Source organism: Vreelandella sp. DA03-1M (genome assembly GCF_055725665.1).
The window spans coordinates 1,446,792-1,467,689 of record NZ_CM146798.1; the positions used below are offsets into that span (position 1 = coordinate 1,446,792).

Below are 20,898 nucleotides of genomic sequence, written 5' to 3' on the forward strand. Positions count from 1 at the left end.
ATTGAACCACTACAGATTGTCTTACCTTTTTTCAGCCGATCAAATGCATCCCTGAACTCTTGCTCTGCCGATTTCTTAACCGTTGACGACACTGAGATACACCTCTATCGCATAGATTTCTTTTTTCAAAGCGTTGAAACGTGGACTCTCGGAGGTCAGCGACTCGATTTTCTTTTCGTGAGCAGCCTTTAGTCGTCTCAAGGCTGGCCCATTTTCACGCTTAAAAATCGCATCTGTGCAGATGCCTCCGCCATCAGCCCCAGCACACTGCGCCATTGACTCAATACCACCATACTCACAGACCCCAGCCTTCATGCAGAATCCGGCCAGTGTGCGCCGACAACCAATATCGCCTTTGGCTATTAACTTCGTAAGCTGTTTTTCCTCCCCAGCTTCTACAAGATTGACAACCTTAATCGGGATCATCTGCTTAGAATGAGGGCGCACATTCTCAAAGCTATCTTCCACCACACTTGCAATCTGCCGGTAAATTGCCTTGTAGGACTCGACTATGACGGAAGTTTCAGCATCCGAGTTGAGTCTCAAATTAGTGAAATTGCGGCCATAGTAAAGCGTCATTTTTTGACTCACATGCTTCATGAGCCACTGTAAGCTTTGATCAGAAACCATGTTGGAGGCGAACATATTGACGTTGGTGGTGCGTCGCAACTGATGCGCCGCTAAAGGCCATTGAAGCCCGATGCCAAATCCTTCTCTATTGCCAATATTCGGGGTCATAGACACCGCAATTTTCCAATCCTCTTCTGTCACTGCCATCTCTTCTGGATCGAAAAAAAGCGGATAGCGATCAATGAAGGGACCCAGCCTTAATTGCCCTATAAGTTCGTTCTTGGAGTTTCGGTTGTTACCCTTTACTGGAAGCCACGGCTCCGTTCCGGCCAACGCGAGCGGCACAGAAGAACTATCCCATTCAGGCGCAGACTCACCCCCTGGGAAATACTTCAGCCTCCATTTAGCAATGGTGCTCGCCGCATCAACAGCCTTCTTAACGGTGCTGGGCACAACCCATCGAGCATCATCATCAGGATCAGTTTTCGTGGTTTCCCCAACCAACATTGCGATATCCCCCAACCTCTCGTCACGCTCGATGAGAAAGCAATCAGACCTGAGCGAGTTCACCTCATTCAGGCGCTGAAGGGAGAAGCTCATGATGTAAAATAGAGCCGCCTCTTTAACCATATTGAGATAGGCCGTAAAGCGGGTACTCCTGTAGATGAGAGGCGGTACGCCCAGCCATTTCTCGAAAAGCCCTGAAAGTCCATACTCCACAGAAAATCCTTCAAACCCTCCTGCAAACAGCACTCTTTTTTTGTAAACGTGCGGCTCATAAAAGGGTGAATGGTATTTAACATCCTTTACGCAAGAGGCGTTATACGTATACGCTTCTGATAACCAGCTGAATGCGCTTCCCAGCGCTTGCTCATGCTCGAAAAAATCGTCCAGGCACTCATTCAACCTCTTAACCTGGTACGCCCATATTCTGGGTGGAATATATGGAGTTTGAACCTTCTCATGACCTTTTATCTGCGACGCCAGGAGCGCCAAACCTCTCCCTCCGAATACCTCAAAGCCAAGAACATCTGATTGCAATCTCAATCTATGTAGAAAGTTGACGTAAACCTTAAAACTGGCGCACTGAAGAGCATCAGCAATCTCCTGATGAATCGCCGGAAACCTCTCAACGTCCGAGATCAGCACTCCCTTACTATCGCAGACGCTTGCAATCTTTGTCAGGGCTCCAAACGAGTAAACACAACTCCTAATTCGCCCAGGAAAAAGTCGCGGATGATAAAGCACCAAGAGCACAACCTGCTTGACAAGAAAGACATTCTCATCAGAAATCCCGTCCTTTTTAAAATTGAAGGTCGCAGAGCGCTCGAACGCCCGAAAGTCCCAGAAATCATCACCATATAGGGACAGCGGGGCACCTTCGCTGTCGACCGATACCGCCCAATCTCTGGGTGGCGGAAAGCATGGCGGTCGATACAACGGCGAGTCGACCGTAACCAACGTGGATGGCGACATAAAGCGCAAAGTGTCAGCGTTCATTACTGCTCCAGAAGCTCAATAATTGGGGCCCAATTAGGGTGGTAATCACCCTCTTCAATCCGCTCCTGCGCTTCTGACACCCAGCCAGCACGCCTGGAACTAGAGTTCTTAAACCACGACAATTTTTCGGATATGTAGTGGTCAACTAATCCCGGACAGTAATTTAAGATTTTCCTCAGCCACAACGGGAGGCATGCCACCGTTAAACGAATGAGGGCGCTGCTGGTTGTAGTAACCCATCAGATATCCACTAACGTCTTTCTTGGCCTCAGGTAGATTTCGATATCCCAAAGCCGGTATCCACTCCGATTTCAGGCTCCGGAACAGCCTTTCCATCGGCGAGTTGTCCCAGCAGTTGCCACGTCGGCTCATGCTTTGTTTAATTCGATAGCGCCAAAGTCTTTGGCGGAACTTGCGGCTTGCATACTGACTACCCTGATCGGAATGGAACATGACGCTCTTTGGCTGACCACGTTGCTCCCAAGCGTGATCCAGCGCTTTCACAACAAGATCTGCATCTGGGCTGGACGACATGGCCCAGCCAACAACACGACGAGCATAAAGATCCAACACAACGGCAAGATAGCTCCAACGCTGGCCACTCCAGATATAAGTGATGTCACCACACCAGACCTGATTGGGCTGGTCTGGTGTAAATTTGCGGTCAAGATGGTTCGCAATATCCGGTCGCTCAACGGTCGCCTGCTTGTAAGCATGAGGGCCCGGCTGCTTACAGATCAACCCCATTTCGCTCATCAAACGCCGAACCTTGAAACGACCAATGGTGACGCCTTCTTCGTTGAGCAAACCCTTGATCGAGCGGCTGCCAGCTGAGTTGCGACTCTTTTTGAAAAGGCGGTTTACCTGAGCTTTTAAGGCCAGACGCTCAACGTCCACGCGGTGCCGCCGCTGGCGGTACTCGTAGTAACTGGAGCGGCTAATATCAAACGCGTTACAGACCATTTCAACAGGCATTTGCTCACTCAACTGGTCTATCAGCGCGTACGATTCATGTCGTCCGACATCAAGAGAGCAGTAGCCTTTTTTAGGATGGTTTTTTCCATCTCAAGGCGTTTGCAGCGAGCCTCAAGCTCCTGAATGCGCTGCTGTTCTGGGGTTAACGCTTTGCCCTTAGGCGTTACTCCCTGACGCTCGTCCTCAAGCTGGTGAACCCAGCGTCGAAGGGCGCTTTCACCGACACCCAACGAGGTACAAGCTTGGGGATAGCTGTACCCTTGATCTAGTACTAGGCTGGCAGCTTCCTGCTTAAATTCAGGCGAAAAAGTACGTCGTTTCTTGGTCATCAGACACCTCGCTTATGGTGGCAATATTACCACCTACGTTGGTGTCCGGTTTTATTGAACCACTACAATAACCGATCAACTACGACGTCAGAGGGCACCTCTTCACGACTCAGCGTCATGCTTGCCTCAATCGTCTTGAGATGCCGAAAGGAGGAAATGGACCAGATATAGTCTTCACTATCTACATCGCGATGATGCTTGCACCACAGGCAACCAGATGGATTGACACAGTTAGGTTCAACTATCCCCCCAGGTCTATCGGCCACCGATTCTGGGTCACCATTGCAACTGCTGGAAATCACCGACGCCTTGAGATCCTTTTGCTTGATAGGGTCGTGCTTGCTCCAAAACCGGGCAACCTCAACCATAGCTCGCTGCTGACTAGGTCGCTCGTATTGGTCCTTTAACACCTCCCGAGTATGCTGAGCCATATCTGCCGTTAATTCAGGGTCTCCTGAGCGGCGCAAAAGCCAATTCACCCTGGTGTTTCTCAGTTCTCGTGGTGTAACCCAAGCAAGTCCATGTGCTTCAAATAACTGCCGAAACGCCACAAAGTGAGTAAGCCCCGTTCTCGACACACTCTCTCCCTTGCCATAATTATCAAACTGAGGGAAAAAGTTTGGAGAATCAGGAAAGAAATGGTTCACAAAGGCTCGAAATCGCTCAAGAAAGGGCTTGTAAGACTTGTAAATTCGAAAGCTTACCTCACCTCCTCTCCTGTTCTTGTAACACCTTACCTGCCAGCTATCGCCGAGCGGCTTATACTTCAAGGCTCCGCGCCCCAACTCTCTAGCCTGAGTCAAATTCATGCCTGTCTGAGCAAGGAAAATCAGAAACTCTGCCTGGACTCGCAGGTTCACCAGGTGCCACCTTTTCGCTCCGCCCCTCCGGGGAGAAATATCACTGACCGCCTCTCGTCGCTTTAACGCTTCCCGATAGAGGACCTTTTTCTGATATGCCCAGCCAGGCTTGGGAGTAGCTGCCAACTCAAGCTCTTGCAATCCCGCATGGAGCAACACCTCATTGCCCTCAACCAGACCGGCTCGGATTGGGATCTCTAGGGGCAGGGGCCCATAAACAGCTTCCTTAGACAATCCTTCCGCGATATCGACCAGGAAATTCCCCTGCTTGAAGGTAGCCTCCAAGTTTTGCTTCTCAGCAATCCGACTGACCGCTTTTGGCGCTTCCTTGACGGCACGAAGGCGAGTCCTATTAATGAGGCGGACGGTTTCCGGTATGGAAAGAATGGAACCAAAAATCGACGACAGCGTCGCAGCCTTTATGTAGGCTGACTTCGGGCTCAACTTCGAACCCTTCTTCCTAGACTTAATGAACAAATACTCGGCGTACTCCAGGAAGTTGAATTCCAGCTTTGCAAGACTGAACGAGTGCTGGCCCTCATCCAGGAATCTCATAAATCCCACGAACGTAGCAAGGTAATGAGGCACCGACTTCTCCGATCGGCCAGCGTAAAGTCTATTCTCAAGCTCTTCTTTAACAGCTTGTAAAAGCTCCAACCTCTCTGTTCGAATCGCCCCTAGCGCTCCCACGGCAATTTTTTTGAACGCCAAATCCGCTCTCAAGCTCGCGCCGCCCCGATAAAGGAACCGTGTTAAATCTGACCTTGAACCATATCGGGGCGCATTCTCCTTATCTAGATACTGGATCAACAAATCAGGCGTCGTCATTGAATGTAACCTTATCGATTAATGTTTCGACGTTGCCAACTTTGCCGACATACAAATTGAAAAATTCGTCCGACAGCGCCTCCTTTACAGGCTCTTTTTCGATGAACTTCACATATTTCCAAGTTGTCGCCTCATCCTTGTGGAGCATGGCATCCCTAACAAAAACGATGGCATCGACCTGGCTCGGAAGGGCGCTCATTGCGAGTCGCATTAACTGGGTGCCAAAAGTGGCTCGTGTTTGGTGAAATTTAAAATCCCTAAATTGATCAAGCCCTGCCTCAGCCAGCTTTTCACGCAGGTAGCTGATTAGTTTTGTAAAGGACGTCTCGGAGTAGGCGTTTCCTCGCTCAGACAGAAACAGCAAGGTTCGATCTTCTTCGGAGGCCCTCGCCTGTCGACCAAGGCGTCGCGCTGAATAAGCATATCGCTCAAGCTGACGAACAAGCTCGGCAGGAAAGAGCAGCGCACCACTCACATCGTACTTGGTTTCAACACCTGTTCCAGGCCCCACCGCAATGCGCTTCATTGAGGGAATTGTCGGATCATCCAGGGCGTTATCGATGCTTGATAGACGCAGGGTGCGAATGGTCTCACTCCGAGCCCCAGTAAAGAAGCCAATCATGGTCATCAGGTAAAGCTCTACTTTCCCACGCTCGAAAAGAAAAGTAAGTAGCGCCGCTCGATTCTCATCCGTTAGAGGGGTCAGCCCATCCTCCAATGCCGCACCAACCCGCCTTCGATTCGGAATGGCCAACTCGCTTGAAGTCACAGACATCGTCCGAGAGAAGCCGACAGAGGTATAGAACTGGATCGTTTTAGACTGATCCTCCCACATGGACTTACGGTCAACCCAGCCATAAACCTGGGCCCAGCGGTAGAATTGAATGATCGCGCCCATTCTCGATGTGGCGGTGCTGGAGCTAACCAATCCGGCCTTCCGCTGTTCAATGAGAAATCCTCGGTACTGGAAAAGACAACGATCTTTCTTTCTCTTCGGAAAGTGTCGCCAATCCACCCCATGATCTTCTAGCCAGCAAGCGTAGGCTTTTAGGTGACTCATGTTTGAGGCCACTGTTTTGATATCGTTTCCTACAACGGAGTCTAACTTGTGGAGTGCATAAGCATTGGCCGCGAGCCAAGGCTCTCCGTCATCGAAGAATATGTGTGGCACCTTTGGCACTGGCTTTGAGCGACTGACCGGAACCCAAGAAACCTCCTGAGAACCCTTGTCGGTATCGAGAGCCATAGGCGTAATACTGACTCTTTCGAGCATCGCCATAATGAAGTCCTTGGTTGATCGATTGCCTACCCAATCCGGCTTGCAGCCAGAAATGTCGCATCCAGAGTCTTAAAAGTTCGCAGACTTACTCTTTGAAAGTCGAGCACCTCACAGCCGCCACCCTTTCGCGAAAATTGCAGCACCAGCCTTCAACCAGGGGCGCTCTGGTGATCATTACTGACTTCAGATTTCCGCAATCAAACAGCAACCGAATGTCCGCCTCTTGCATTTTCCCTATTTCGCCTCATCACTTTTCTGGTTTTGAATATTCCCAAGAGACGCCAACAGGCCCCGAATAGATCGAAGACCTAATCGCACCTCTCTATCGGCTCTGAGGTTTGCCTTAAGGTTGGGGAGATCACAGGGCTTTGGGAGCTGAACCCCAAGAACTCGGGCTACTTTAAGGGATAGGGTTTCCTGTTACCTGGCAGATCTTTGATAGCTTTTATAAGCCGTGACTCACCGAATCGCTGTAAAAGGTACAGCCACTCTCTTTGCCCTCTTTCATTGGTAATCAGAGCGGAAATTCTTCCTACCAGGGGCGGGCCTGAGGGCCCTCTGGCCGTGAGCGGCTAGCCCACTTCCTTGTCTATTTCTGGAAAGAAACTTAGGGTAGGCTCATTCCAATGTCAATAGTTACCACAGTATTTTGTATTCGTCATATGCTAGCATTCGTATGTAAAGTTATTGGCATCGACCAGGCCAATCATCGTACGTACTCGTGTATCACCGCGCGCACCACGCCCCACAGTTTGCAGTCAGTGCCTTCAAGGGGCAGGGGCGGGTAGTGTGGGTGAGTCGAGCATAGGTGAGGGGTGCCCTGGTAAAGCGAGTAGCGCTTAATCAACACTTCGCCTTCCAGCATCGCGACCAAAATATGCCCCAGCCGCGGCTCGATCCCCCGATCCACAACGAGAAGATCACCCTCAAAAATCCCCCAGCCCTCCATACTGTTACCGGTAGCGGTGACATAAAACGTCTGGGTAGGGTTTTTAACCAGCCGGGTATTAAGATCCAGCGTGCACGGCTCGTAATCCTGCGCAGGCGAAGGAAAACCACTAAAGCCAGCGCGGCCCAAAAAGCTTAAATACGGCAGCGGCTGGGCGCTTAACGGCAAGGCGGGGATAAAATGAGAAGACTGGCCCGGCATTGTCGGCATCCTGACTCTTAAAATGTTGTATGAATATACAGTATTTTTCAGAGTGAAGGAAAATGCAAATGGGCGGATAGTGTTGAGATTGCTTCACTGCGTTCAATGAAAGGGACTCCTCCCCTCTCGAAGCTTCAGAGAGCTACATTGATAGTTGAACCACTTCAATGCGGAGGGGAAGAGTCATGAACAAGCATAAGATAATCGGTATTGATCTGGCAAAGCGTGTTTTTCAAGTGTGTGTTGTCGACACACACTCCTCGCGTGTTCAGGTCAACAAAGAGCTTAAACGGCATCAGGTCTTGGATTTTATGCGCCGCCAACCGGCCTGTCGGGTGTTCATGGAGGCGTGCGGTGGATCGCATTATTGGGCGCGACAGCTGCAGGCCCTCGGCCATACCGTTGCCCTCATTTCGCCCCAGTTTGTGACGCCTTTTCGCAAGGGGCACAAGACAGATGCCAATGACGCTCTCGCTATTGTAGAGGCGGGTTTGCGCCCAGACATGCGCTTTGTACCGCTCAAAAGCGTCGAGCAGCAGGATATTCAGAGCCTGCACCGCATTCGGGAAAGGTACATTCATCAGCGCACCCAGTTGATCAATCAAGTTCATGGACTATTACAGGAATACGGTGTGATTAGCGGTCGTGGTCAGAAGGCATTAAAGCAACGTGTATGGCGCGCCCTAGAAGATGCCGACAACGAACTCTCAATGCTGATGCGTGACTTACTCGCTGAACAAATGACGGAGCTGGATCGGCTCAATGAGCGTATTCAGTCACTGGATAAACGGGTGGAGCAGATGAGTCACGCCGTGGGGCCTTGTCGCCAACTCCTGGCGATAGAGGGTGTGGGGCCGGTGGTCGCCACCCAGCTCTATAGCGCCCTCGGTAACGGCGACGCGTTTAAGAAAGGTCGCCAAGCGTCAGCCTATCTGGGGTTAACGCCGACACAACACAGCAGTGGTGGCATCGCGAAGATCAAGGGCATTGGCCGAACGGGTCAAGTCTCCCTGAAAGCTGCCCTGATACGTGGCGCACACTCGGTCATCAACACCGTGGGTGACAAACAGGATGCTAAAAGTCGTTGGCTACGATCCCTGGTCGCTCGCGTTGGCAAGAACAAAGCGGCTGTTGCGTTAGCGAACAAGACAGTACGAACCGCCTGGGCGGTTCTGCACAGCGGTCAGTCCTATTGTAGAGAGTTTAACGACGGTTCAGCGCTGATGGTGAGCTAAGCGGTAGCACCATCAGCGCCTAAGCGCCGACAGGCGGCTACCTTGTTGCTGAGCAACGATGGATGAAAAACAGGTCAGACCGGCCTTCTCGAAACCTGATCATTGCGATGGCTGAAAAAGCCTATCGTTCGTTGAGGAGAGAAGGTGCGCGACGTTCATCAGGGTCAGGGGATAGCGTCCCCATTAAGAGACCGACTATACGCACGCATCGGCTTATGTTGTTCATCATCGGAGCTTGCAACCGGGGAGGAGTCCCTATACGCAATGACAAAGAAGAGGCTATTCGGAATGACACCGAAAAGCGTTATTGCCCAATCGGTCAACCTTTGCTGGCTCGCACAACATGAAGCACGCTCATGCACGACCTGACGCGGATGCGATGAAAGTAGTGACAGGCTGCGTTATGATACCGGCCTCGCTTCTTCCATGATGATCCTTTCTCGTTACGAGGTTCCCGCCGATGTTCAGCCGTGATATGTCAATTGCCGGATTCGATGATGTGCTGTTTGATGCCATGCAGAAAGAAGTGGCGCGCCAGGAAGCCCACATCGAACTGATTGCTTCCGAAAACTACGCCAGCCCCCGCGTACTCGAAGCCCAGGGCAGCCAGCTGACCAATAAATACGCCGAAGGTTACCCCGGCAAGCGTTACTACGGCGGCTGTGAATTCGTCGATATCGCTGAAAACCTAGCGATTGATTACGCCAAAGAGCTGTTCGGCGCTACCTACGTCAACGTACAGCCCCATTCGGGCTCGCAAGCCAACAGCGCCGTTTTTCAGGCACTGGTTAAGCCAGGCGACACCATTCTAGGCATGAGCCTGGATGCTGGCGGTCACCTGACTCACGGCGCCAAGCCGAGCTTTTCGGGCAAGCACTACAATGCCATTCAGTACGGCCTCAATGACCAAGAGCTGATCGATTACGACCAAGTGGCCCAGCTTGCTCGTGAGCACAAGCCCAAAATGATCATTGCCGGTTTCTCTGCCTATTCGCAAATTGTGGATTGGGCCAAGTTTCGCGAAATCGCCGATGAAGTGGGCGCTTACTTACTGGTCGATATGGCGCACGTCTCAGGCTTGGTAGCGGCGGGTGTTTACCCGAGCCCCTTGCCCCATGCGCACGTGGTCACGTCTACCACCCATAAAACGCTGCGCGGCCCGCGTAGTGGTGTGATTCTCTCGGCAGAAAACGACGCGGATATCGAGAAGAAGCTGCAGTCGGCGGTATTCCCCGGTGGCCAGGGCGGCCCCTTGATGCACGTGATTGCTGCCAAGGCAGTTTGCTTCAAAGAAGCCATGGCGCCTGAGTTCAAAACCTACCAGCAGCAGGTGGTGAAAAACGCCAAGGCCATGGCCAAGGTGTTTATCGACCGCGGTTACGACATCGTCTCCGGCGGCACTGAAGACCACCTGTTCCTGCTCTCGCTGATCAAGCAGGGCGTAACCGGTAAAGACGCCGATGCGGCGCTTGGCCGTGCCCACATCACCGTCAACAAGAACGCCGTTCCTAACGACCCGCAAAGCCCGTTCGTCACCTCCGGCCTGCGTATTGGCACGCCGGCAGTCACCACACGCGGTTTCGGCGAAGAAGAGTGTACCCAGCTGGCTGGCTGGATCTGCGACATTCTGGACGTCCTGGCCAAAGGCGAAGACACCAGCGCCATTGAAGCGAAGGTGCTGGATAAAGTGGCTGACGTCTGCGCACGGCTGCCTGTTTATAAGTAGTCGCTATAGCGATTCTCCTGGCTAAGGACAGCCCAAAAAACGGGTGACCCATGCGGGCCACCCGTTTTTTGTCTCTGTTGTGGTAGCGCATAAAAAAACCCGCCGGGGGAGGCGGGCATGAAAGGGCTTGGTTCACTGCAGCCCACTGGCATCAGGTGAGGGGTATACAAGACCACCAGTGGTTACAATTTGAGTATAGCTATTTATGAGGCGTTGCCAAGTACTGTCTCAGTTTTTTAAAGTTTTGTCTCATTTTTTTAATGGGTATCGGTGCGACAGTGCACTATTGTGTTCCATGCATTATTTTGGTGCATTCAGGCTGCTTCCTTTTGGTGCTTGGGAGTGTGGTGCGCCATAAAAATCTAAAAATCCCCGGTAACCCCCTGCTAAAGCTACACTTCTCTGATTTGGCTTATAACTTGCTATCCTTTTCATAGCCAACTACTCGTTGGTCATCGCCATAGGGCATCGCAGGCTACTGTCTTGACGATGTGCTAAGACCGAATAGAGGTAGTGCCATGCCGGAATCCAATCATTTTTCAGCGCCGCTTTCTCCGTCGCCTTCTCCGTCACCATCGCCGGTAGACCCAGCGTTTCAGCCGCGTCTGGTAGTGACCGATTTAGATGGCTCGCTGCTGGATCACCATAGTTATGACTTTAGTCCCGCCGCGCCGTGGCTTGCTCGTTTAAAACAAATGGGTGTGCCGGTCATTCCGGTCACCAGTAAAACCCGTGCGGAGTTGATTCCGCTGCGCGAAGCGTTGGGCCTGACGGGTACGCCTTTTATCGCTGAGAATGGAGCGGTGATTGGCCTGCCGCCAGGTTGGTGCCATGCGCGGTTAGACCGCCCTGGTAGCGGTCGCGATGGCGTTGTGATTAAACACCCAGGGGTGGATGTTGGCTTTATTCGTGCGCGCTTAAAGGTGTGGCGCGAGCGCCTGGGGTTTCAATTTACCCGAATGGGTGAGCTGAGTGTGCAGGACGTCATGGAGCTGACTGGATTGGACGAGCCCCGCGCCCGTGATGCGCGGCAGCGGGAAGGCAGTGAGCCGTTGTTATGGAAAGACAGTGACTCAGCATTAGAGACGTTTCGTGCTGCTCTGGAGGGGGATGGCCTACAGCTAACGCAAGGCGGGCGTTTTTGGCATGTCATGGGGCGCTCGGCGGATAAAGGCAGTGCAGTAGAGTGGTTAGTGAAACGTTTTACGGCATTAAGAGGCCGCACGCCTCTCTCGTTAGGGCTGGGTGATGGACCGAACGATATCTCTATGCTTGAAGCGGTTGATCAAGCCGTCGTCATCCGCGGTTGTCACAACTTAGTCGTAGAGCCGCGTAATACTTCGCTATATCGCACGGAAGCAACAGGGCCGACCGGCTGGGCAGAGGGGGTTGCCCACTGGTGGGGGCGAGACGACCGCCGTTTAGCGACGGCGGAGAAAGATGATGCTGTTGTTATTTGAGAACAGTTCGGTATTTGAGAACCGTTCCATGAATCCAGGGAGGCAAGCGCATGAGTGACTTTCATCAAAATGGGATTATTACCGACTTCCATAACCTGACTAAGCGTTCAGTCGAGGCACTTGAAGAGGAGCTATGCCAATTTTCCCGACGGCGGCCGATGGGCTTGATTCTACCGTCGCTTTTTTCCGAATTGGAAGGACCTGCGCTTTCAGCGATTGTTGATGAACTGGTTAAGGTCCCTTACCTCAATGAGATTGTTATTGGTCTGGATCGCGCCGACCGCGAACAGTTTTTATACGCACGCGAATTTTTCTCGCGTCTGCCGCAGCATACGCGCATTTTATGGAACGATGGCCCGCGCCTGAAAGCGCTCGATGCGGAACTGGAAGAGCATGGGCTAGGGGCGTTGGAGCCAGGCAAAGGACGCAATGTGTGGTACTGCGCAGGTTATATGTTGTCATCTGGGCGCTCGACGGTGGTCGGGCTGCACGATTGCGATATTCTCACCTACGAGCGTGGCCTGCTGGCGCGGTTGATGTACCCGGTGGCCCACCCCAATTTCAACTACAGTTTTTGCAAAGGCTATTATCCCCGCATTGCGGAAGGCAAGCTAAATGGCCGGGTTTCTCGGTTGTTAGTTACGCCGTTGCTGCGGGCGCTGAAAACCGTCTGTGGGCCGCTGCCCTATCTTGACTACTTGGATAGCTTCCGTTATCCACTTTCAGGTGAGTTTGCGATGCGTAGCGAAGTGCTGGAAGGCATTCGTATCCCCGCTGATTGGGGGCTGGAAATCGGTGTGCTATCGGAGCTGCAGCGTAACTACTCACTGCGCCAGCTCTGCCAAGTCGATATTGCCGATGCCTACGACCACAAGCATCAACCGGTTAGTGAAGATGATCCCAACGGTGGCTTAAACCGGATGAGTTTGGATATCTCAAAAGCGCTGTATCGAAAATTAGCCACTCAGGGTATTACCTTTAGCAGCGAAGATTTCCGCACGCTCAAGGCGACTTACTACCGCTTCGCATTGGATTTGATCGAGGCCTACGACCACGATGCCACGATGAATGGTCTGAGCCTTGATCGCCATAGTGAGGAGCAGGCGGTTGAGCTATTTGCCAGTAATTTGCTCGAAGCAGGCAACCTTTTCCTGGATAACCCCAGAGAACGGCCCTTTATTCCCAGTTGGAACCGGGTACAGGCGGCCGCACCTGACTTACTTACCCGCATGCACGAGGCGGTCGAGCTGGATAATCAAGGTAAGGTTTAACCCCACAGACTGCATAATGAAAAAAAGCCAGCTACCCACCGGTAGCTGGCTTTTTTGTCATTGAAGAGTTCTGCCCCTATGTCGTTACTATCGGCCTAAACAGGATAGAGATGAGCGAAATGTCTCATAAATGCTGTTTGGTGTATCACTCTTATTTTTTTGAATAGTAGCTGCTGTAATATTCAAAAATAGTCTAACGATAGAACCTGTAATGCACTATGCTGTCTTTAAAGCATGAGAATGCGATTACCACTAATGGGAGGCAGCAATGCAACGCCCAATCGTTACACCCTTTTTTGATGAGCCCACGAACACCTTTAGCTATGTCGTTCAAGATCCCGACAGCCGCGCCTGCGCGATCATAGATTCGGTACTCGACTTTGATTATGCCGCAGGGCGAACGGATGTGCGTTCAGCTGACAACATCATCGCCTTTGTTCGCGAACACCAACTCGACGTCGCCTGGATTTTGGAGACTCATGTGCATGCCGACCACCTCTCGGCAGCCCCCTATCTGCATGAGCAACTAGGGGGCAAAACCGGTATTGGTGCAAAAATAGTCAAGGTGCAAGAGATCTTCGGCAAGGCGTTCAACGCGGGTACCGAATTTGCTCGGGATGGCAGCCAATTTGATGCGCTGTTCGAAGAAGGGGATACGTTCACCATTGGCCAATTACAGGGCCATGTGCTGCACACCCCAGGGCATACGCCCGCCTGTTTAACCTACGTAGTGGGCGATGCCGCTTTTGTAGGCGATACGCTGTTTATGCCGGATTATGGCACCGCGCGGTGTGACTTTCCCGGCGGCGATGCGCGCACTCTTTATCACTCTATTCAAAAAGTGCTGGCGCTTCCCGAGCAGACGCGGCTGTTCTTATGCCACGACTACAAAGCCCCCGGCCGCGATACCTTTCAGCATGAAACCAGCGTAGCGGAACAGCGCAGTGAGAATGTCCATGTTCATGAAGGCATCAGCGAAGACGAGTTTGTGAAGATGCGCACCGAGCGCGATGCCACCTTAGGCATGCCACGGCTCATCATTCCTTCGGTGCAGGTCAATATGCGTGCAGGGGAGCTGCCTCCAGCGGAAGAGAACGGCACTGTCTATCTCAAAGTGCCGATTAATTTTTTCTAACGATTTAAATGCGATCTAAGGAGTCACCAGTGGATTGGACAGCAGGTTTACAAGGGCTGGTTGGGGGTGTGTTGATCGGACTTTCCGCTACCTGGCTGATGGCAACGCTGGGGCGTATCGCGGGCATCAGTGGCATCGTGGGCAACTTGATAACCCAACGCCCCAAGGGCGATAGCACTTGGCGAGTGGCTTTTCTATTAGGGCTGATTAGCGGCCCGCTTTTGCTTATGGCGTTAGGTGGCGGCTTGGGAAACGTGGCAGGAAGCCCGGGTGAGGTGATTGGCGCGCCAGCCGGTGGTGTCGGATTGATGTTGGTGGCCGGCTTGCTGGTGGGTGTGGGCACAGGGCTTGGCAGCGGTTGCACCAGTGGGCATGGCGTATGTGGTCTGGCACGCTTGGCGCCACGCTCCATGGCAGCCACCGGTATGTTTTTGCTGACGGCGCTAGTGACCGTTTATATCTCGCGCCATCTGTTAGGCCTAGGCGGTGTGCAATGAACAGGAGTGTCATGAACAGGAACGCGATGAAAACAGCGGCTGGTTATGCGGCGGGGCTGATGTTTGGTTTGGGTTTGGCAATTTCCGGCATGACCGACCCAGCACGAGTGCTGGGGTTTTTAGATGTAGCGGGCGCCTGGGACCCGACGCTGATGTTTGTGCTTGGCGGGGCCGTGGTGACCACCTTTATCGGCTATCGGCTGGTATTCAAGCGTTCGGCACCCCTGTTGGGTGGCGTCTTTCAGCTACCGACTAAACAGGAGCTGGATGGCAAGTTGCTGGGCGGCGCAGCCCTGTTTGGCATTGGCTGGGGGCTTTCCGGCTACTGCCCTGGGCCTGCGATCGCCTCTATTGGCGGTGTATCACTACCGCTAGCGGCCATGCTGGTGACGATGGTGCTGGGGTGGTTTGCCGCCAAAAGGCTCGGCTAATATAAGTCGGACTTATATGGCCGCTGCTGCTAACGCCCTTGCCTTTACTGCAAGGGCGTTTTGTTTTCTTAACGCTGGGTTAATGCGTGGCCGTCATGCTGTCAGGTAATAAAAAGGAAACCGTTATGCACGTCTTGCTGATTGAAGATGACCCGCTGGTGGCATCGGGTATCCGCTCTGGATTAATGACCTTCGATTTTGTCGTCGACCACGTCTCCACGCTCAACGCTGCTCGCCAATCGATGCGAACAGTCACTAGTGATGTGGTCATCCTTGACCGTGGCTTGCCGGATGGCGATGGCTTGCAGCTGTTGGCCGAGTGGCGTGAGCAGGGCGTCGATGTGCCGGTGCTGGTGTTAACCGCAAGAGATACCGTGCGAGACCGGGTGGATGGCCTGCAGGGCGGTGCCGATGACTATCTGGTCAAGCCCTTCGATCTGGATGAATTAGTTGCGCGCCTGCACGCTCTGCTGCGCCGTGTGGCAGGGCGCAGCAGCGGCATGATTTCCCATGGAGCCCTCGCGTTAGATCCCGCCGCCCGCGAAGTGTATGTCGAAGGGCAACTGATCTCACTGTCTCGCCGTGAGCTGGTGCTGCTGGAAACCTTCCTACAATCGCCGCGTAGCGTACTGTCGGCCGATCAGCTCAAAGACAGCCTTTATGGCATGAATGATGATGTCGAGAGCAATGCGCTGAATGTGCATATTCACCATCTGCGCCGCAAGCTCGGGAGCGGAGTGATCGAAACGGTGCGCGGGCTTGGCTATCGGCTGGGCAAGCCTGAGGCGGTGCACTTGGCGGGCACGCCTTATAAGGGTCGGCTATATAAGGACCAGCTATGAGTTTACGCGCGCGCTTACTGCTCACCCTGGGGCTAACCCTGGCGTTGCTATGGGGTATCGCCGCGGCGTGGCTGATGCGTGACCTGGAAGACAAATTTGTAGAAACCCTGGACCAACGCCTGGCGCAGTCGGCACGGATGGTAGCTGGGCTGGTTTTGCAGCTTCCTGTTGACGTTTGGGCGAACGCCGAGCATCCGGTGCTCTCCATTCCTTCTATTGAAGGGCTGGCCTGCCAGGTGCATTCACCCCAAGGCGAGGTCATGGCGCGCACCCATGCCGATATGGACGATGTGCTGGCGCCGGGAGAGAGCGGGCACACTTATCGCCAGGCTGGCGATGTGACCTGGCGGGTCTTCACCTACGAGCGCAATGGCATCGTGATTACCACCGCCGACCGGATGGATGAAAGGAACATACTGCTCAACGGTGTTATTCGGGTGGCGGTGGTGCCGTTTGTGGTGGCGCTGGTGGGCAGCATGGTGGCGCTGTGGCTAGGTATCTGGCGTGGGCTGGCACCGCTGACACGGCTGCGAGAGTCGCTTGCCAACCGCCATCCGGATGCGCTGGCCCCGGTGGCTACCTACGGCTTGCCAAAAGAGATCCGGCCTCTCATCACAACGCTTAACGCGCTGTTGGCACGGGTGCAGCAAACCATTATCCGCGAACAGCGCTTTACCAATGACGCCGCGCACGAGCTGCGCACGCCGCTGACGGCCATCAAGACCCACCTGCAAGTTGCCCGCCGCGTTGACGGGGAAGCGGCGAAGACATCGCTCAATCAGGCGGAAGAGGGCGTGGTGCGGCTGAGTTCAACTCTTGATCAGCTGCTGACTCTGGCACGGGTAGAAGGGCGTGCGCGGTTTGATGATGGCGAGGTAAGCCGTGTTGCGGATGTTGCCGAGTGTGCCCTGGCGGATTGCCACCACAGTCACTCTGGCCGCTTTGTGGTGCCCGTTGGCTGGCCAGAGACCACCCTGGCCATGCCTCGTGAGCTAGCGATTACCGCGCTACGCAATTTGCTCGATAACGCGCTGCACCATGGGCCGCCGGAAACGCCCGTAACGCTGGAGGCGCAGTGGGAGCACGGGCAGCGCTTTCTTACCTTCAGCGTCAGCGACCAGGGCTCTGGCGTCGATGACGCGACGCTCAAACAACTGACACAACGCTTCTGGCGCGCCAGCAAACAGCAGGGAAGCGGGCTGGGGCTGGCGATTGTCGCGGCAATCGCTGAACGATTCGATGGCGAAGTGGCGTTTGCCAGCCCGGCAGGGGGCGGGTTTACCGCTCGCCTGATGGTGCCAGTGGCGGACAGCTAAAAAAGATAACGCAAGGGAGAAACCGATATGAATAACAAATACGTCAGCAGGGTTGGTCTCTGTGTAGGTATCACCCTGTTCGCCGCAGGGGCGGTGGCCCAGGAGGGGGATGTGGAGCGGGGTCAAGCCGCCGCGGCCAGCTGTAGCGCCTGCCACCAGGCCGATGGCAGTGGCATGAATGTGCCTGATGGTGAGTCCTGGCCGCGGTTAGCTGGCCTGGATGCCGACTATATCGCCAAGCAGTTACATGATTTTAAAGCGGGGCGGCGTGAAAACGCGACGATGGCAACATTTGCCAATATGCTCAACGACCAACAAATCGCCGATGTGGCCGCCTACTACAGCCAGCTACCCGCTACCCAGGGACAAGGCGGCGATGAAGCCGACGAGACGCTACTGGCCCGCGGGCAGCAGCTCGCCGAACGTGGCGATTGGAACGCCTACATTGTTTCCTGCCAAAGTTGCCATGGGCCTGGGGGCAAGGGCGTAGGTGACACCTTCCCAGGCATTGCAGGCCAGCATGCCGGCTACATCCGCACCCAATTGTCGGCGTGGAAAAACGAGACACGCAGCAACGATCCGCAAAACCTGATGGGCGCCATTGCCAAGCGCATGAGTGATGACGACATCCAGGCTGTCTCCGCCTGGTACGCCAAGCAACCCGCCTCCGCCGACCAGGAGTCAACACAATGATAACCTGTCCACGCCCTCTCGTTTTAGCGCTTACTGGCTGTTCATTGACAGTCGGCATCGTTATGAGCGTTTACGCCACCAGTGTCTTTGCTCAGGAAGAGCGGGCGGATGCAGCGCTGAACCAACTGGTGCACGAACCGCCCACCATGGAAGATCTGGAAAGTGCCGATATTCATCCAGAACTGAAAAAAGTCATCCGCTACGGTCATGATCTATTCACTAATACGCAGCAATTGCGTGGTGAGAACGTCTTCAATGACATGAACTGCTCCAGTTGCCATCTGGGGGAAGGGCGGGTGCCGTTCAGTGCCCCGGTGTGGACAGCGGCCATTACACTGCCGGACTTCCGTGGCAAGAACCAGCATGTGAATAACTTGGAAGAGCGTATCGCCGGCTGCTTTGCCTACTCCATGAACGGCGTACCACCGGAGTATGGCAGTGATGAAATGTTGGCACTCAGTGCCTATCACCAGTGGCTGGCCACCGGCGCACCGATGTATCCCGACAAGCCGATTTATGGTCGTGGCTTCCCAGCGCCAGAAGAGCCGACCGAAGAGCCCAGCTACGCTAGAGGGGAAACTGCCTACCAGGAAAACTGCTCGATATGCCACCAGGAAAATGGTGCCGGGCACTATGAAAATGATGAGTACGTGTTTCCCCCGCCCTGGGGTGACGGCTCCAATAACTGGGGAGCAGGCATTGCGCGGCTGGAAACCATGGCGGGCTTCATTTATCAAAACATGCCGCTTGGCCAGCCCCGCTCGCTCAGTGATCAACAGGCCTGGGATATTGCCTATTACATCACCAGTCAGGAGCGTCCTCAGGACCCACGCTATACAGGGGATGTCGCCGAGACGGCTGAACGGTTCCATGGCCGTTCACTCTATGGTCAAACCCGCGAGCATGATGGTCATGTGCTGGGAGACCATGACAACTTCGGAGAGAAAGGCGATATCAAACCCTGGAATGTAGGCATGCCGAGGTTTGAAAACTTATCGGAGGAGTGAAAGTGGTAATCGGTTGCAACACTGCAGGATGTAACGTCAGCTCGCGACCACGGTGTCGCGAGCTGACGTTGAAGAGTGACGCCGCGGCTTCAGGGCGCTTCACTGCCCATCATGTCGATCAGCCGATCGTCACTGGGCATACCCTGAATGCGGTCAAGACGCACGTTTCCGTTCCCTGTTTTCCGCTGAAAAACCGAGGTGGGGGTAGCATACAGCCCCAGCTCCTCGAACAGCTGGTTATTGGTATACACTTGTTCTTCAATTTCCCTTGGTTGGGCGCTAGCTTCGACTTCCTGCTGGCCACTTTCATGGGCATGCAGCGTCGCAGCCGGGTCACCGGCTCCGAGTAGGGCGGCTGCTTTTCCAGGGCTGTCGGGCGCTAAGATTCCGACCATGATATGACGTAGCTGTACCTTACCTGCTTCCACCCAGGGGCGAACGTCTTGCCAAAGCTGGCGGCAATAGGGGCAGTTGGCGTCCGTGAAGGTGTAAATCACACGGGAGGCATCCACGTCACCATCCTGAATCCAATGACTTTCGCTCAGAAGCTGCCAGGTCTGTGCTTCTAAAGGCGCACGCACGTGCTCGTCCAGTTGCGCTTCAGTGAGGTCGTTACCCTCGCTGTCCGTCAGTGTCCCCACCACCGCGTGCTCGCCATCTGGGGTCAGGTAAATGGCCATGTCCTGGCCCTGAACGCTGGCGCCATAGCCGCGCAAACCGCCAGGGGCGTCAAACTGGCCATGAATTTCCAGGCCCTGGTCGGCCAGTGCCTGTACTGGGGTAGGGAGATCATCGGCGTAGCCTATGGATACTCCTCCCAGCCCTGCCAGGAGAACAAAACGGCTGATAGTGGTGTAGTGGTTCAAGCGCATTGCAACATCCTGTTGAGTGAGTTGACGTTAGCCAGGCGAAAAAAGGTGGTCGGCTCGTGCAGCAATCAGCGTAAACGCTCCAATCCTTGCTGCAGGGTGGCGCTGGAAAGTTCGCCAAAATGAGTGCTGACGAGTTGGCCGTCGGCATCATAGTAAAGTGTGGTAGGCATCGCGTTGGCGCCGGTAGCCTGGCCAACGGCATTGCGTGGGTCTTGCCAAACGTTATCGAGAAAAAAGCCGTACTCATCCATAAAAGCGTTGATCTGGCCGAGCGACTCCCCTTGGTTAACGAACACAAAGGTGATGCCGGGTTCATTATCCTGCGCTTGCGCAAACACCGGCATTTCACGGATACAGGGCGGACACCAGCTGGCCCATAAATTGACCACCATGGGTTGCTGGGTCGAGCGTGACAGGTGGGGAAGGTCAATGGGCTCGCCTGAACGGGTAGTCAGCGCCACCTCCGGCAACGGCCGGGATTGATGCTCTATCATGGTGGCGCTAGCGGCGGTCAATCCCCAGACAAAGCCGCCCGCCAGTAGGGCACCGGAAAGTGGCACCCGCTGGCGAGGGGAGCGCCACAGCGTCCAGCCGGCGTACGCCAGTGCCGCGACAAGACCACCGACAATATCAAAGCCGCCATCTCGAATATCCAGGCGGGAAAGTAGCCCCTCGTATTCGCCCCAGTAACGCAGGACAAAAACCAGGCGCGCGCCGACAAGGGCAACCAGCAGCAGGGTAAACAGCGTATCGCTGACGGCTACCCGATGGCGCCTTCCCAACAGCGCGCCAGCCAGCAGTGCCAATAAAAAGGCCAGGCCGATCAATAGCTGGTGAATACTAAAGCCCATCGGGCCAAGGGCGATGCTTTGTTGCAACATAACCAGTAACGATCCTTCATGTGATCTTGGACTGGCATCAT

At 54.2% G+C, this 20,898-nt stretch carries 19 protein-coding genes; 11 read left to right on the plus strand and 8 right to left on the minus strand.

Features of this window, described 5'->3' with window-relative positions:
* Positions 1-75: 75 nt before the first annotated feature.
* The 6 genes from ACXUPB_RS06695 to ACXUPB_RS06720 all read right to left on the minus strand — a co-directional run bounded on the left by ACXUPB_RS06695 (position 76) and on the right by ACXUPB_RS06720 (position 7,491).
* The gene (locus tag ACXUPB_RS06695) at positions 76-2,070 is read right to left on the minus strand and encodes a hypothetical protein (protein WP_013786618.1); all 1,995 of its coding nucleotides are present in this window, start codon (positions 2,068-2,070) and stop codon (positions 76-78) included.
* A 141-nt stretch (positions 2,071-2,211) separates the two neighbouring features.
* A protein-coding gene (locus ACXUPB_RS06700) for an IS3 family transposase (RefSeq protein ID WP_472955951.1) occupies positions 2,212-3,374 on the minus strand; the annotation gives its coding sequence in 2 pieces (ribosomal slippage) (positions 2,212-3,119 and positions 3,119-3,374; 1,164 coding nt in all).
* A 62-nt stretch (positions 3,375-3,436) separates the two neighbouring features.
* A complete protein-coding gene (locus ACXUPB_RS06705; RefSeq protein WP_472955953.1) occupies positions 3,437-5,062 on the minus strand; it encodes a hypothetical protein in 1,626 nt (541 codons plus the stop codon).
* Positions 5,049-6,341 (minus strand): tyrosine-type recombinase/integrase, encoded by a 1,293-nt coding sequence (locus ACXUPB_RS06710; protein WP_013786616.1) that lies wholly within the window; start codon positions 6,339-6,341, stop codon positions 5,049-5,051. The genes ACXUPB_RS06705 and ACXUPB_RS06710 overlap by 14 nt, the downstream gene beginning before the upstream one ends.
* Before the next feature lie 395 nt (positions 6,342-6,736).
* On the minus strand, positions 6,737-6,880 hold the full coding sequence (locus ACXUPB_RS06715; protein WP_472956698.1) for a CppA family protein: 144 nt from the start codon (positions 6,878-6,880) through the stop codon (positions 6,737-6,739).
* A 167-nt stretch (positions 6,881-7,047) separates the two neighbouring features.
* Positions 7,048-7,491, minus strand: coding sequence for a LexA family protein (locus tag ACXUPB_RS06720; protein ID WP_472956700.1), 444 nt, complete (start codon positions 7,489-7,491; stop codon positions 7,048-7,050).
* A gap of 185 nt (positions 7,492-7,676) precedes the next feature.
* On the opposite strand from ACXUPB_RS06720, the gene ACXUPB_RS06725 reads away from it, so the two are divergent.
* The 11 genes from ACXUPB_RS06725 (at position 7,677) to ACXUPB_RS06775 (ending at position 19,104) form a co-directional block, all read left to right on the plus strand.
* On the plus strand, positions 7,677-8,726 hold the full coding sequence (locus ACXUPB_RS06725) for an IS110 family RNA-guided transposase (protein ID WP_045812105.1): 1,050 nt from the start codon (positions 7,677-7,679) through the stop codon (positions 8,724-8,726).
* 460 nt (positions 8,727-9,186) lie between these two features.
* Positions 9,187-10,452, plus strand: a complete 1,266-nt coding sequence (gene glyA / locus ACXUPB_RS06730; RefSeq protein WP_035555357.1) for a serine hydroxymethyltransferase — start codon at positions 9,187-9,189, stop codon at positions 10,450-10,452.
* Positions 10,453-10,970: 518 nt separating this feature from the next.
* Entirely contained in the window at positions 10,971-11,912 is a 942-nt protein-coding gene (locus tag ACXUPB_RS06735) for an HAD-IIB family hydrolase (protein ID WP_035555360.1), read from the plus strand.
* 50 nt (positions 11,913-11,962) lie between these two features.
* The gene (locus ACXUPB_RS06740) at positions 11,963-13,183 is read left to right on the plus strand and encodes a glycosyltransferase family protein (RefSeq protein WP_035555363.1); all 1,221 of its coding nucleotides are present in this window, start codon (positions 11,963-11,965) and stop codon (positions 13,181-13,183) included.
* A 268-nt stretch (positions 13,184-13,451) separates the two neighbouring features.
* Positions 13,452-14,318, plus strand: a complete 867-nt coding sequence (locus ACXUPB_RS06745) for an MBL fold metallo-hydrolase (protein WP_035555366.1) — start codon at positions 13,452-13,454, stop codon at positions 14,316-14,318.
* Between the two features lie 29 nt (positions 14,319-14,347).
* The gene (locus tag ACXUPB_RS06750) at positions 14,348-14,815 is read left to right on the plus strand and encodes a YeeE/YedE family protein (RefSeq protein ID WP_179916259.1); all 468 of its coding nucleotides are present in this window, start codon (positions 14,348-14,350) and stop codon (positions 14,813-14,815) included.
* Positions 14,816-14,826: 11 nt separating this feature from the next.
* Positions 14,827-15,246, plus strand: coding sequence for a DUF6691 family protein (locus ACXUPB_RS06755; RefSeq protein ID WP_179916258.1), 420 nt, complete (start codon positions 14,827-14,829; stop codon positions 15,244-15,246).
* Between the two features lie 125 nt (positions 15,247-15,371).
* The gene (locus ACXUPB_RS06760; protein WP_035555376.1) at positions 15,372-16,088 is read left to right on the plus strand and encodes a response regulator; all 717 of its coding nucleotides are present in this window, start codon (positions 15,372-15,374) and stop codon (positions 16,086-16,088) included.
* Positions 16,085-17,404, plus strand: coding sequence for an ATP-binding protein (locus ACXUPB_RS06765; protein ID WP_035555378.1), 1,320 nt, complete (start codon positions 16,085-16,087; stop codon positions 17,402-17,404). The genes ACXUPB_RS06760 and ACXUPB_RS06765 overlap by 4 nt, the downstream gene beginning before the upstream one ends.
* A gap of 27 nt (positions 17,405-17,431) precedes the next feature.
* The gene (locus tag ACXUPB_RS06770) at positions 17,432-18,097 is read left to right on the plus strand and encodes a c-type cytochrome (RefSeq protein WP_035555381.1); all 666 of its coding nucleotides are present in this window, start codon (positions 17,432-17,434) and stop codon (positions 18,095-18,097) included.
* The gene (locus tag ACXUPB_RS06775) at positions 18,094-19,104 is read left to right on the plus strand and encodes a c-type cytochrome (RefSeq protein WP_035555383.1); all 1,011 of its coding nucleotides are present in this window, start codon (positions 18,094-18,096) and stop codon (positions 19,102-19,104) included. The genes ACXUPB_RS06770 and ACXUPB_RS06775 overlap by 4 nt, the downstream gene beginning before the upstream one ends.
* An 89-nt stretch (positions 19,105-19,193) precedes the next feature.
* Here the strand turns inward: ACXUPB_RS06775 and dsbG are convergent, their stop codons facing one another.
* Both dsbG and ACXUPB_RS06785 read right to left on the minus strand, forming a co-directional pair.
* A complete protein-coding gene (gene dsbG, locus ACXUPB_RS06780; RefSeq protein WP_035555386.1) occupies positions 19,194-19,976 on the minus strand; it encodes a thiol:disulfide interchange protein DsbG in 783 nt (260 codons plus the stop codon).
* A gap of 65 nt (positions 19,977-20,041) precedes the next feature.
* Entirely contained in the window at positions 20,042-20,857 is an 816-nt protein-coding gene (locus ACXUPB_RS06785; RefSeq protein ID WP_281662372.1) for a TlpA family protein disulfide reductase, read from the minus strand.
* Positions 20,858-20,898: the final 41 nt, after the last annotated feature.